Below are 13,041 nucleotides of genomic sequence, written 5' to 3' on the forward strand. Positions count from 1 at the left end.
GCTACCAGGAATGGCGCAGATCGGCGTGTTGGCGAATCCAGGTATGCATGGCAATACCGGCTGCTACCCCGGCGTTGATCGAGCGCGTCGACCCAAATTGGGCGATCGAGCAGGTCATGATCGCCCCCTCTTGGGCTTGGGGACTGACCCCGGGGCCTTCCTGCCCGAAGAGCAATAAGCAGCGCTCGGGCAGCTCGGCGGTCTCCAGCGGCACGGAGCCGGGAACATTATCGATGGCCACCACGCTGAGATCCTGCTCGCGGGCAAAGGCTAAGACCTCGGCCACGCTGGAGTGATGGCGCAGGTGCTGGTAGCGGTCGGTCACCATGGCACCGCGGCGATTCCACCGCCGCCGACCCACGATATGCACCGTGTCCACGGCGAAAGCATTGGCGGTGCGCACCACGGTGCCGATATTCGAGTCATTCTCGAAGTTCTCGATAGCGATGTGCAGCTGGTGCCGCCGAGAATCGATATCGGCGACGATGGCCTCCATCGTCCAATAGCGGTAGGCGTCCACCACATTGCGGCGATCGCCCTCCGCCAGCAGCCGAGGATCGTAGCGGGAGTCCGTGGGCAGCGGCGTATCGGGATACTCCTGCTCCCACGGCCCGACCCCGCGGGGCGCCTCGAACCACTCGGTGGGCCCGCGCCCCGAGGAGCCCTCCGGCTCCGGTGTCTGATGCTTAGGCAAGACCAAGATCCTCCAAGCCCAGCAGGTAGCGGTAGTCGAGGCCTTCTGCGGCGATCACATCGGCGGCACCGGTGGCGCGATCCACCACCGTCGCTACCGCCACGACCTCGGCGCCGGCCTCACGCAGCGCCTGCACAGCGGTGAGCGGGGAATTGCCGGTGGTGGTGGTATCTTCCACCACCAGCACCTTCTTGCCCACCACATCAGGGCCCTCGATACGGCGCTGCATACCGTGCTTCTTTGCTTCCTTACGCACCACGAAGGCGTTGATCTCACGGCCCTCGGCGTGCATCACGGCGGTTGCCACCGGGTCAGCACCCAGGGTGAGCCCGCCGACGCTGACATAGTCCAGGTCCTTGGTCTCTTCCCGCAGCAAGGCCCCAATCAGCCGGGAGGCCCGGTGGTGCAGCGTGGCGCGGCGCAGGTCCACGTAATAGTTGGCCTTCTTCCCCGAGGAGAGCGTGACCTCCCCGTGCACCACGGCCAGTTCTTTCACTAGCTCTGCCAGTTCTGCCTTTGCAGCCGCAACGTCCATTCTCGCGCTCATTTCCTAGTTGTTAGTGGTGGTGTTCTCATCCGCGTCGCCGCCCTCATCCGTGGCCGCGTCGCTCTCGTCCTGCACGGGCGTATCAGCCTCGTCCTGGGCCGCAGAGTCATTGAGACGCGCGGCGAATTCGGGAGTGAAGCTGGTGCCCAGCTCTGCGGAGATGTCATTAAAGATAGACGAGGACATTCCCGTATCGCGCAGCACCTTGGTGCCGTCGAAGCCAGTGTGCTCGCGGCTATCGCCGGAGGCGATGGGGGCGATGTCATCGGTGCCCACACCGCGGGAGCTCACGACCCCGCGCGATACCTGCTGGGCGCGGCTCGGCAGCTCCACCGGCTCTTCGGGGCGGGTGACCACGGCGGGGCGCGGGTCGGAGAATTCCTCCGGCACGCTCACCTCATCCAGCTCGATGGGTTCCACCACCGGCCGGGAAGGATCGCGCTCCTCCAATTTCAGATCCAATAGCGCGCCGCGGCGGGGCGGCAGCGCGCGGGCGGCGTCGGCAAGCATAGAGAGCGGCTGGCACACCGCATCCCAATCCGGAGACTGCGAGTGGGGCTGGAATTGGGCCAGCACCCAGTTGCCCTCGCACCACACGGCATCAACGGCCGGCGGCAGGGCCTCGAGGGCGGCGTGTACGCGCTCATCGAGGAAGCGCTCGGCCACATCGACTTCGCTGGCCACCACGCGCAGCTCGTGCAGCTCGCCGACGGCCAGCAAATCCTCACCGGCGCCGGGGGCATCATCCGCGCTGGCGCGGCGGGCATCGATCACCACATCAGAGACCGAGCCGCGGCGCATCGCCATGACGCACACCCCGCCGAGATCCACCAAGTGCATCTCGTGGCCGCAGGCGGTGCCGCTGACCACGTTGCGTGCTACCGCGCCCGTGGCGGCCGCGCCACGCGACCATTCATCGCTGAGGAACTCATCGCTTTTAGCGAAGAAGTAGTCATGCTCCTTGGCCCAGTCGCGCCGCTCACGGCGCGCGGAGTTCATAAACCCGGGCAGGGAGAAACGCCGCTTCGAGGCTGCGGCGGCCGGTGCCGTATTGACGCCAGCCTGCTCCTCGTGTTCCTCGTTCGCCTCGTTCTCCTCGGGAGCGTCGGGGTCCACGGGCTCTACGGGCTCGGCAGTGGGCGCCTGCGGCGCTGACTTTGCCTCCGCCTCCGAGTCGGGGTGCGGGAGATCGTAGAGGGCGTCCTCGGTGTCAACATCCACCTTGGTTTCTTCCTCGGCATAGATGGCCGTGGCGCCGTCGGGGGCGGCCGCAGACTCGGCAGGCTCGACAGCCGACCCATCAGGCTCGGCGGCTGCAGATTCGGCAGGCTCGACGGGCTCGAGTGGCCCCTCCTCCGCTGCAAGCTGCGGCTCCGAGTGCTCGGCTGGGGCGGGCGCGGTGTCAGCGACCGGCAGCGGCGCAGCGGCAACGTCATCCGCCACGGGGCGCTCAGGCGCCTGCTCGTCCTCGACGGGGCGGTCGACGTCGCTGGTGCGGGACAGCTCGCGCGGGGCAGTGCGGGTGCGGCGTTTGCGATCTACAACGAGCAGCCAGAGGCCGACGAGGAAGAGGAGTGCCGCAACGATAAAGATAACTACGTTCATCGCTCACCTAGCTTAATCTGTGCTGAGCGGCGGTGAAACTAATTTCGCACGCACTCCGACACACTGGCGACGTCGCCACGCTCCACGGGGTTGCTGGCATCGGCGCACCACTGGGACCAGCCACCGGGGTAGAGAGCCGCGCCGTCGAGCCCGGCGAGGTGCATGGCGAAGATCGCTTGGGAGCTGTGCACGCCCGAACCGGAGATCATGATGGTCTTCATGCCCGGCGTGATGCCCGCCTTGTCAAAGATCTCCCGAATGTCCTCGGGGCTGCGATAACGATTGTCCTCGGTGAGGAAGTCGGTGACGGGAATGTTCACCGAGCCGGGGATGTGGCCGGCCTTGAGGTCGAGGAATTCCTTGCGGCCCGCGAAGCGGTTGCGGGAGCGGCAATCAATGAGCACGGCGTCGCCGGTGGTGGCGGCGCGCTGCACGTCCTCATAGTCGGCGACGGCCAGATTGCCCAGGTGCGGGCGGATATTAGAAAACATGGGCAGGTTCCCCGGGCCGCCGATGATCTGGTGCCCGTCTGCTTCCCATGCGGCCATGCCGCCGTCGAGCACGCGCACATCCTGCACGCCCGCCCAAGTCAGCACCCACCAGGCGCGGGCCGCGAAAAGCCCATTGCCTTCGTCGTAGACCACAACTTTTTGATCGGTATTAATGCCCCACCGCACGAACCACCTAGCCAGCTGGGCGGCGTCCGGAAGCGGGTTGCGCCCCTCCACGCTGGAGGGAACACCGGCCAGCGCGTGCGCGGTATCGCAGTAGAGGGAGGTGGGGATGTGTTCGGAATTGAATTTGTACAGGCCTTCTTTTTCGCCTGCCCGCCAGAAGGATGCAAGGAGGGTGGTCTTGCGGCCAAAGCGGATGCGGTCTGCCAACTCATCAGGGGTGATGGTGAGATTCATAGCTGCCAGCCTAAGCCACACCACGCCTTTATGCAGGTTGAGGCGGTTTTCAGAAAGATCAACGGGCAGAAGTTTTGTACTTTTGCGGCTGTTAGGACTGTCCCCTGGTATCCCCCAACAGGCGCTCCTCGTCAGACCTCCCCCCTATCAGGAGGGGAAATCGGCGCGTCATGCGGTACATTCCACGTCTAAAAAGTGTGAATGTAATTTGTTCTGGGATTCCAGATCACAGTCTCGTGGGCACGAGCCCGCAGGTCCCCGCGCTAGCCGCGGGTCGCGGCGATGCGATCGAGCTGCGCCTGCGCCAGGGTCTTGACGCTGTTGAGCTCGATACCGCGGGCCAGCACAACCACATTCCCAGTGCGCCCCCGCACAATATAGGTTCGGTGTCCTTCTTCGGCTGAGGAACCATCGACCCACGTCACTGTGGAATAGGCCTGCACATCCTCGGCCCCGCTCAGCGTCACATCGTCGATGGCGGTGTGCTTAAAGTGCTGCGTCACGCTATAGCCGACATCGACCCCACCCACGGGAAGCGTGGCGCTGTAGTCGAGGCAGTTCTCCTCAAGGGCACCGTGCTCGCCCAGAGCCGCAGCGTCCGCGATCAACACCGAATAGGCCTCAAGATCTGCATCATCCGTATAGTCCTCGGGCTTGGGCTGCCACATCACTACATTCGCGGCCTCGGGCTTCTCGGCCACGAGCGCGGTAATGAAGCTCTCGCCTAACGCCACCTCGGCGCATTCTGCCGGCTCTGTGCGTAGTTGTTCCTCTTGGTACTTTTGGCTGCGCGCCAGCTCCGTGCGCTCCTCATCACTGAGCGCGGCATAGTCTTGCCCATAGTTGGTGTAGCGCAGATGCGGCAGCATCTCCCCTTCCTGCAGGGTGGCGGCAGCGATATCCACGGGTTCCGCCTGCTGCACTGCGCTTGTCGACGCCGTCTCCTCCGGCTGCTGTCCGTCCTGCTCATCCGTCGAGCACGCTGCCGCACTCAGCAGCAGGGGCGCCAGGGCAATACCGGCGCAAAGGCGGTGGACAGGGCCGGAGAAGATTCGATGCATGCGCGCTATTCTATGCCACCGGCGGCCGCGGGTGCGCGCCAGCGCACACCCAGCCACCAGCCGGCGCGGGGGCAGCTGCCTCAGCCACAGCCCTTAGGAGCTCAGTTCGAGGTCCTCGCCGCCCTCGGCGACATCCACGTGCACGGTGTTGCCATCGTGGATCTCTCCCGCCAATAGCTTGCGGGCGAGCTGGTCGCCGATGGATTTCTGGATGAGCCGGCGCAGCGGCCGGGCACCATAGGCGGGATCGTAGCCGCGATCGGCCAACCAGTGCTTGGCGGCATCGGAGACCTGCAGGGTGAGCTGTCGGGCGGCGAGCCGCTCAGCCAGCTGATTCACCTGGATCTCCACGATGTGGGTCAGCTGCTCCTGGGTGAGACTATCGAAGATCACCACATCGTCGAGGCGGTTGACGAACTCCGGCTTGAAGGTGCGCTTCACGGCATCCATCATCTGCTCGTGGCTGCCACCGGCGCCCAGGTTCGAGGTCAGAATCAGCAGGGTGTTACGGAAGTCCACCGTGCGGCCCTGACCATCGGTGAGGCGACCGTCGTCAAGCACCTGGAGCAGAATGTCGAACACATCCGGGTGCGCCTTTTCTACCTCGTCGAAGAGAACGACGGTGTAGGGGCGGCGGCGCACAGCCTCGGTGAGCTGGCCGCCGGCATCGTAGCCGACGTATCCGGGAGGGGCACCCACCAGGCGAGCCACGGAGTGCTTCTCCCCATACTCGGACATATCGATGCGCACCATGGCGCGCTCATCGTCGAAGAGGAACTCGGCCAGGGCCTTCGCCAGCTCGGTCTTACCCACACCGGTAGGACCGAGGAAGAGGAAGCTACCCGTGGGCCGGTTCGGATCAGCCACCCCGGCGCGGGCCCGGCGCGTGGCGTCGGAGACTGCCCGCACCGCGTCCAGCTGGCCGACCACTCGCTTGCCCAGCACATCTTCCATGTGCAGGAGCTTCTCGGTTTCGCCCTGCATCATCTTGCCGGCGGGAATACCCGTCCACGAGCTGACCACCTCGGCGATTACATCAGGAGTGACCTCCTCGGCCACCATGGCGTTGTTCTGGCCATCCTTCACCTGCGACTCGGCGGCGGCAACCTTCTTCTCTACCTCTGGGATCTTGCCGTAGCGCAGCTCGGCCACCTTGCCATAGTCGCCATCGCGCTCCGCAATCTCAGACTCAGAACGCAGCCGCTCGAGCTCTTCCTTGGCATCGCGCATCTCATCGATCGCGCTCTTCTCATTGGACCAGCGCGCCTTCAGCTCGCCGAGCTTTTCGCGCTCATCGGCCAGCTCCTCGCGCAGCTTCGCCAGACGCTGCTGCGAGGCCGCATCGCTTTCCTTCGCCAGTGCCATCTCTTCGATTTCCAGGCGCCGGACGATGCGCTCGAGCTCATCGATCTCCTGCGGGGAGGAGTCGATCTCCATGCGCAGCCGCGAGGCAGCCTCGTCTACCAAGTCGATCGCCTTATCGGGCAAGAAGCGGTTGGTGATGTAGCGGTTGGACAACTCGGCGGCGGCCACCAAGGCGGAGTCCTGGATGCGCACACCATGGTGCACCTCATAGCGCTCCTTCAGCCCGCGCAGAATACCCACGGCATCATCCACCGAGGGCTCGCCCACATACACCTGCTGGAAGCGGCGCTCGAGCGCGGCATCCTTTTCGATGTACTTGCGGTACTCCTCCAAGGTGGTGGCACCAACGAGACGCAGCTCGCCGCGCGCCAGCATGGGCTTAATCATGTTGCCGGCATCCATGGCGGAATCGCCCGTGGCACCCGCGCCGACAATGGTGTGGAGCTCATCAATAAAGGTGACAATCTCGCCCTCGGCGCCCTTGATCTCATCAAGCACCGCCTTGAGCCGCTCCTCGAACTCGCCGCGATACTTCGCGCCGGCCACCATCGAGCCCAGATCTAGGCTGATGAGGGTCTTGCCGCGCAGCGACTCCGGCACATCGCCGGCCACGATGCGTCGAGCAAGCCCCTCCACAATGGCGGTTTTACCCACACCGGGTTCACCAATGAGCACGGGGTTATTCTTCGTACGCCGCGAAAGCACCTGCACCACACGGCGAATCTCGGCGTCACGGCCGATCACGGGATCAATCTTGCCCTCGCGGGCGCGGGCCGTAAGATCCGTGGAGTACTTTTCTAGCGCTTGGAACTGGCCCTCGGGATCCTCGGTGGTCACCTTGTGCCCACCGCGCACCGAAGGAAAGGCGTTTTTAATCACATCATAGGTGGCACCAGCACCCTGCAAGAGCTGGGCGGCGTCATCCTTGCCGCGAGCAATCGCAGCCAGCAGCACCTCGGTAGAGACAAACTCATCGCCCAACTCGCCGGCCAGTTCCTGGGCGGCGGTGAGAGCATTGAGCCCATCGCGGTTAAATTGCGGATTCGCCATCCCCTGCCCCTCGGCACTGGGATAGGACGTCACCAGATCCCGCGCCTTGGCAGCAATAGCCTTCGGATCAGCACCCGATGCCTTGAGTACCGGGGAGGCGATACCTTCCTCTTGTTCCAAGATGGCCACCAAGATGTGGGCGGGACGGATATCGGGATTCCCCTCGGCGCTGGCGAGCTTCAGGGCTTCCTGTAGCGCCTCGGAGGTCTTTGTTGTGGGGTTAAACCCTGCCATGTTCGTTCTTTCCTCTCATTAATCAGTGTCGTTATATCTCTCCCACGCGGCGGGAGCGCCGTAGGTGGCGTCGATAAGCGCCGTGCGCCATCGCCTCGTGGGGATTCACTCTCTATAACGCACCAAAACTTGAGTCTGTTCCACTCAAGCAGAAATATTTTCAGAAAAAGTTGAGCACCCCAGCCTCAACTCTGGCTCCAGTTCCCAGCTCACTGCGAAATGGTGCAGAATAGGGCCATGGCCACAGAGGATCTGAGTGATATCGCAGAGCGCCTTGTCTCCCGTGCAGAGGCGTTTCGAACCACCACCTATGAACGACTCATAACCGCGCTCCCCGATGTCGCCATCCTCTTCTCCGCTACACCGCAGCAACGCCACTACTTTCTCGTGCCTGTGCTCGAGCAGCTGCTGCGCAACACCCCCGCCAGCGGCGAGCTCAGCCCGCGCATGCAACGCATCATCGCCCAGCTCGGGCGCGATCACCGCAAATTTCGGGTGCCGGTGCACCGCCTTCCCGAGTTCGGCCGCATCATCAACCGCGGCATCCTCGAAAACTGCGCCGATATGTCCGTCGGCCATGTGCTCGGCGCCCAAGAAGCTGTCAGCAGAGCCTGCGACATCATGGCCTCGGCAATGATCGCAGAGGAACACCGTGGCATCCCTGCACTGTATCGGGCGGAGGTAGTGGAGGTGGAGCGCCGCACCAAGCGCGTCAGCGTGGTGCGCGTGGTCACCGACCGGCCCATCCCCTACCGCGCGGGACAGTTTGTGCCCTGCAATGCCAACCTCATCCCTGGCGAATGGCGCTTCCTCTCCCCCGCCAACCCCAGCAACGCCCAAGGCTTCATCGAGTTCCACGTGCGCATCAACCAGCGAGGACGATGCTCGCCCATGTTCGGCCTCGCCCGGCCCGGCGATGTGTGGTGGATCGGCAACCCCCTCGGCACTCTCGCCATCCCCGGCGACCGTGACGTGCTCATGCTCGCCCACACTCATGGCCTCGCATTGCTGCGCTCGATGATCTTCGATCTCGCTGAGCAGCAGATGCGCGTCCATGCCAACTCTGTACTCAGAGCAGGCGAGAGCACCGCCGCCACCACCGTGCACACCGCACCTAATGTGACGCTGTTCTATGGCGCCGAGTTCCCCGCCGAGCTCTACGATCTCTCCACACTCATGCAGCTGTCCGCCACTCAGCCATGGCTGCGGGTCTATCCCTGCGTGGACTCCCCCGACAACCCCTACTGGGCCCACGACACCACCCACTCCCAGCTACCAACGGGCCTGAATCTCAATATCGGCTCCCCCACCGAGGTGGCCATGCGCACCACTCCTCCCGTGCACGCCGGGTCGCACTCTGCGCTGAGCGCGTGGCGCAACCACGACATATTCATCCACGGTGGCGGCAACTTCATCCTCCCCGCACGCAGGCGGCTGCTCGACACCGGAATCGATCCCGCGCGGATTCACACCATCCCGCTCGGCTAGCACGGAGAGCGGACTTAGGCGGCGCTAGCTGTATTCCGCCTCGTTGAGCAGCACGGGAATAGAGCGTCGCGCCGCATTCAGCTGCTCGCGGTCGAGCTCCACGTAGAGGATCTCCGGCTCATAGCCGGCCTCGGCGAGCACCTGCCCCGCCGGGCCCACCACGCGGGAATGTCCAATGCCGGTGGGGCCATCGTCCTCCCCGGCTTTCGCTGCTCCGCCGGGGCGCGCTTGGGCCGCGGCCAGAATGTAGCAGGTGGAGTCCAGGGCGCGGGCGGTGGTGAGGGCGCGCCACTGTTCCCGCTTGCCCTCGCCGTCCTGCCAGGAGGTGGGCACCGCGATCACCTCGGCCCCCTTCTGTCGCGCGAGATCTTTGAATTGCTCTGGGAAACGCACATCGAAGCAGATGGCACAGCCCAGCCTCCACGACTCACCGCTACTGCCCGGCACATCCACTACCAGCAGCTCATGCCCGGCGCGAACGGTGTCTGATTCGCGGAATCCGAAGGCGTCATAGCAGTGAATCTTGGTATAGCCGGCGTGCAGCCCGCGCCCTGTCACCAGCGCCACATTATCTACGCGATGGACTTCTTTCCCCTCGCGCGCAATGGTGTCGGCGGTACAGAACATGCCCACCACGATCACCACGTCGAGCTCGATGGCTAGCTCAGCGACCGCGGTCGCGAAGGGCCCATCGAGCGGCTCCGCCTGCTGATCCAGCCGACCTGTGCCAAAGGCCTGCGAGCTGGCCTCGGGGAACACGACCAGTTCCGCGCCCTGGGCGGCCGCCTCCCGAGCCTTCTCAAGCACCTGCTCGCGATTGGCCTCTTTATCATCGCTACTCAGAATTTGCACTACTGCTGCTTTCATAACACCAGCGTATGTGCATAACCCTAGGTTATCCACACGACGCGGCGCCGCGCCCTCGCCCAGGCGCTGCGGCTGGCGCATAGTGAGCGCCATGAATGAACTCAGCTTTAGCCCGCACAGTGTCTCTCCACTCTTTCGCGCCGCCACGGTGAGCGTGCGCCCACCCGAGCCAGCGATGCCGGCCTTCACCAGCCTCGCGCTGCACGCCGCCAATGGCCGTCTCACCCACAGACTGTCGCTTGTCGACGCCGCCCTCACCCAGCACACCCGCAGCGTCGAGGAGTTCGTCCACCGCTGCCTCAGCTGCAATGAGCATCTCGCAGAAAACCTCGCCCAACGGATCGGAGGGGCGCTGCGATGACGCGCCTGATCACCCCTGCCCAGCAGCTGCCCCTTGATTCCAGGGAGATGGCGGCGATCGCCGAACGCTATGTGGCCCTCGCGGTGGAGGTATCGCGACAGATCGACAGTAATATTCGCCGCTGGCAGCAGGCCGTGAGCGAAGGTGTACGCGGCGCAGCATTCGATGCTGCCGCCCAGCATGAGGAGCAGGTGCAGGTCCCCGCGGCGCGCTCGGCCGCGCAGATGCAGCAGATTGCCTCAGTGCTGGAGGCCGCGCTCCCCTTCCAGCGGCAGCTCGAAACCCTCTGGGAGGGACTGCGCGCCACCGCGCCGATAGCCGCAGCCGCCGGGGCACCGGTGCTGCAGCTACACCAGCGGATGCGGATGTTTCTCCTCGCCACCGGCCGCGGGCTCGACGCGCTCTGTGGCGCCGAGATTGCCCGTGTCTGCGGCGCGGAATTGCCGCCCCCGACCTCGCGATTGGCGGACTACGCCGAGCTTCCCGCCCGCGACATCGATGTGCTGCAGCGCGCCCAAGCGCCACGGGAGATTCAGCCCCTACTGGCGGACAACCCCGATGTCACCGTGCTGGAGGCCTCGAATGGACGGCTCGTGGTGGCGGTGGGCGATATTGATGCGGCCGAGTCGATCACCACCGTGGTGGCCGGGGTGGGCTCCTCCGATATCTCCGGCTGGGGCACCTATCTTGAGCGCACCCGCTCGATCGCCAGCGCCACTGGCGGGGCTGCGGTGATGTGGATGGGCTATAGCGCACCCAGCAACCTCGGCCAAGCGCTCTCCCGTGACAGTGCCCAGCGCGGCAGCGAGGAATTGCGCACATTCCAGCAATCGCTACGCGAGCGCCGCCGCGCCATCGCCGCCGGCGACGGCCCCGGCGAGGAGCGGGTGGCAGAGCCGCGGCTGCTTACCCTCGGCCATTCCTATGGCTCCACCGTGGCGGGCATGGCCGCCCGCGAGGAGGGGCTGGCCACCGATGCGTTGGTGCTGCTCGGCTCGCCCGGAGTGGGCGCACGCCACCGCGAGGAGCTGGTCTTTGATAACGAGGAGACGGATGTAGTGGCCCTGACCGGCAGCGCGGACGTCATCACCCTCGCCCCCGATCCCCACTTCGGGATACACGGCCCGGATCCCAGCTCCTCCAGCTTCGGCGCGGAGGTGTGGCACGGTAAGCACACGCACACCAGCTACTGGGATGATCCCGAGCTCCTTGCCCGCCTAGGCAAGCTCGCCCACCGCTAAACGCCACCGGCGCCGCGCTCCCAGCAGTACTGGGGGCCACGGCGCCGGAATCGTCTCGCGGGAGGGTGTTTAGAACAGCCCGGTGGGCTTGGGGTCATAGGAGGTGAGTACGCACTTGGTCTCGGTGTAGTGATCGAGCATCATGGCGTGGTTCTCGCGGCCAATACCGGACTCCTTGAAACCACCGAAGGCAGCACCGGCCGGGTAGCTGTGATAGTGGTTCACCCACACGCGACCGGCGTGGATGGCGCGGGAGGCGCGGTAGGCGGTGTTTTGATCGCGGGTCCACACACCGGCGCCGAGGCCGTAGTTCGTGTCATTGGCGATCTCGATGGCCTCATCAAAGTCCTTGAAGGTGGTGACCACCAGCACGGGGCCAAAGACCTCCTCGCGGAAGATCTGCATCGAGTTTTCGCCCCGCATGATGGTGGGCTCCACATAGAAGCCGCCGTCGAGGCTGCCCTCGAGCTTGGCCACGTTGCCGCCGGTGAGCACCTCGGCGCCCTCGGCCGGGCCGGAGGTGAGGTAGCCGGAAATCTTGTCCAGCTGCTCCTGCGAGGCCTGGGCACCTAGCATCACCTCGGAATCGAGGGGGTTGCCCACCTTGATCTTCTTGGTGCGTTCCACCACGCGGGCGATGAACTCATCGGCGATGTCCTCTTGGATGAGGGCGCGCGAGGGGCAGGTGCACACCTCGCCGGAGTTCAGGGCGAACATGACCACGCCCTCGACGCACTTGTCCAGGAACTCATCGTCCTTGCTCATGATGTCGCTGAAGAACACCGAGGGAGACTTGCCGCCGAGCTCCAAGGTCACCGGGATCACCTGATCGGCCACTGCCTTGTTGATCATCTTGCCCACCTCGGTGGAACCAGTGAAGGCCACCTTGGCGATACGACGGGAGGAGGTCAGCGCCGCGCCGGCCTCTTTGCCGAGGCCATTGACGATGTTCACCACGCCCTTGGGCAGCAGATCAGCGATGAGCTCCATGAGATAGAGCACCGATACCGGGGTCTGCTCTGCGGGCTTGAGCACCACGCAGTTGCCAGCGGCCAGGGCTGGGGCGAGCTTCCACGCAGCCATGAGGATGGGGAAGTTCCACGGAATGATCTGCCCGACCACGCCGAGTGGCTCCTTGAAGTGATAGGCCACGGTGTTGCGATCGATCTGGGAGGTATGGCCTTCGAGGGTGCGGGTGACACCAGCAAAGTAGCGGAAATGGTCGGCAGCCAGCGGGATGTCGGCAGCCAGGGCCTCGCGCACCGGCTTACCATTCTCCCAGGTCTCGGCCACTGCGAGCTTTTCCACATTTTCTTCGATGCGCTCGGCGATCTTGTTCAGCACCATCGCGCGCTCTGCTGGGGCGGTGTGGCCCCACTCCTCCTTGGCGGCGTGCGCCGCGTCAAGGGCCAGATTGATGTCCTCTTCCTTGCCGCGAGCGAACTGACAGAACACCTCGCCGGTGACCGGCGTGATGTTGTCTAGGTACTCGCCGCTGGCCGGTGGGGTCCACTCGCCGTTGATGAAGTTGTCATAGCGCTCGCGGAAGGACACAATCGAGCCCTCGGAATTGGGATGTGCGTAGACAGTCATGCTGTGTTCTCCGTATCTCTCGTC

At 64.7% G+C, this 13,041-nt stretch carries 11 protein-coding genes; 3 read left to right on the plus strand and 8 right to left on the minus strand.

The annotated features are described in order from the left end of the window. Nucleotide 1 precedes the first annotated feature (1 nt). The 6 genes from GBB11_RS08115 to clpB all read right to left on the minus strand — a co-directional run bounded on the left by GBB11_RS08115 (nt 2) and on the right by clpB (nt 7,467). Nucleotides 2-694, minus strand: a complete 693-nt coding sequence (locus tag GBB11_RS08115) for an RNA methyltransferase (protein ID WP_151549562.1) — start codon at nt 692-694, stop codon at nt 2-4. Further along, nucleotides 687-1,241, minus strand: coding sequence for an orotate phosphoribosyltransferase (gene pyrE, locus GBB11_RS08120; RefSeq protein ID WP_370513515.1), 555 nt, complete (start codon nt 1,239-1,241; stop codon nt 687-689). Before pyrE ends, GBB11_RS08115 begins: the two co-directional genes overlap by 8 nt. A 3-nt stretch (nt 1,242-1,244) precedes the next feature. Continuing rightward, nucleotides 1,245-2,846: a hypothetical protein gene (locus tag GBB11_RS08125; protein WP_151549563.1), complete on the minus strand. Its 1,602-nt coding sequence runs from the start codon at nt 2,844-2,846 to the stop codon at nt 1,245-1,247. Between the two features lie 38 nt (nt 2,847-2,884). Beyond that, nucleotides 2,885-3,757: a sulfurtransferase gene (locus GBB11_RS08130; protein WP_151549564.1), complete on the minus strand. Its 873-nt coding sequence runs from the start codon at nt 3,755-3,757 to the stop codon at nt 2,885-2,887. Nucleotides 3,758-4,020: 263 nt separating this feature from the next. Continuing rightward, the gene (locus tag GBB11_RS08135) at nt 4,021-4,818 is read right to left on the minus strand and encodes a hypothetical protein (protein ID WP_151549565.1); all 798 of its coding nucleotides are present in this window, start codon (nt 4,816-4,818) and stop codon (nt 4,021-4,023) included. A 93-nt stretch (nt 4,819-4,911) separates the two neighbouring features. Beyond that, nucleotides 4,912-7,467 (minus strand): ATP-dependent chaperone ClpB, encoded by a 2,556-nt coding sequence (clpB, locus tag GBB11_RS08140; RefSeq protein WP_151549566.1) that lies wholly within the window; start codon nt 7,465-7,467, stop codon nt 4,912-4,914. A 237-nt stretch (nt 7,468-7,704) separates the two neighbouring features. Between clpB and GBB11_RS08145 the strand changes: the two genes are divergently transcribed. Further along, a complete protein-coding gene (locus GBB11_RS08145; RefSeq protein ID WP_192796353.1) occupies nt 7,705-8,955 on the plus strand; it encodes an FAD-binding oxidoreductase in 1,251 nt (416 codons plus the stop codon). 24 nt (nt 8,956-8,979) lie between these two features. Here the strand turns inward: GBB11_RS08145 and GBB11_RS08150 are convergent, their stop codons facing one another. Beyond that, nucleotides 8,980-9,822: a carbon-nitrogen hydrolase family protein gene (locus GBB11_RS08150; protein ID WP_151549568.1), complete on the minus strand. Its 843-nt coding sequence runs from the start codon at nt 9,820-9,822 to the stop codon at nt 8,980-8,982. A gap of 91 nt (nt 9,823-9,913) precedes the next feature. Here GBB11_RS08150 and GBB11_RS08155 point away from each other — a divergent pair, with 91 nt between their 5' ends. Continuing rightward, the gene (locus GBB11_RS08155; protein WP_151549569.1) at nt 9,914-10,183 is read left to right on the plus strand and encodes a hypothetical protein; all 270 of its coding nucleotides are present in this window, start codon (nt 9,914-9,916) and stop codon (nt 10,181-10,183) included. Further along, nucleotides 10,180-11,424, plus strand: a complete 1,245-nt coding sequence (locus GBB11_RS08160; RefSeq protein ID WP_151549570.1) for an alpha/beta hydrolase — start codon at nt 10,180-10,182, stop codon at nt 11,422-11,424. The genes GBB11_RS08155 and GBB11_RS08160 overlap by 4 nt, the downstream gene beginning before the upstream one ends. Before the next feature lie 69 nt (nt 11,425-11,493). On the opposite strand, the gene GBB11_RS08165 is transcribed toward GBB11_RS08160, so the two are convergent. Beyond that, nucleotides 11,494-13,017, minus strand: a complete 1,524-nt coding sequence (locus tag GBB11_RS08165; RefSeq protein WP_151549571.1) for an aldehyde dehydrogenase family protein — start codon at nt 13,015-13,017, stop codon at nt 11,494-11,496. Nucleotides 13,018-13,041 lie beyond the last annotated feature (24 nt).

Source organism: Corynebacterium sp. 74A (assembly GCF_008930665.1).
Classification (GTDB): domain Bacteria; phylum Actinomycetota; class Actinomycetes; order Mycobacteriales; family Mycobacteriaceae; genus Corynebacterium; species Corynebacterium megadyptis.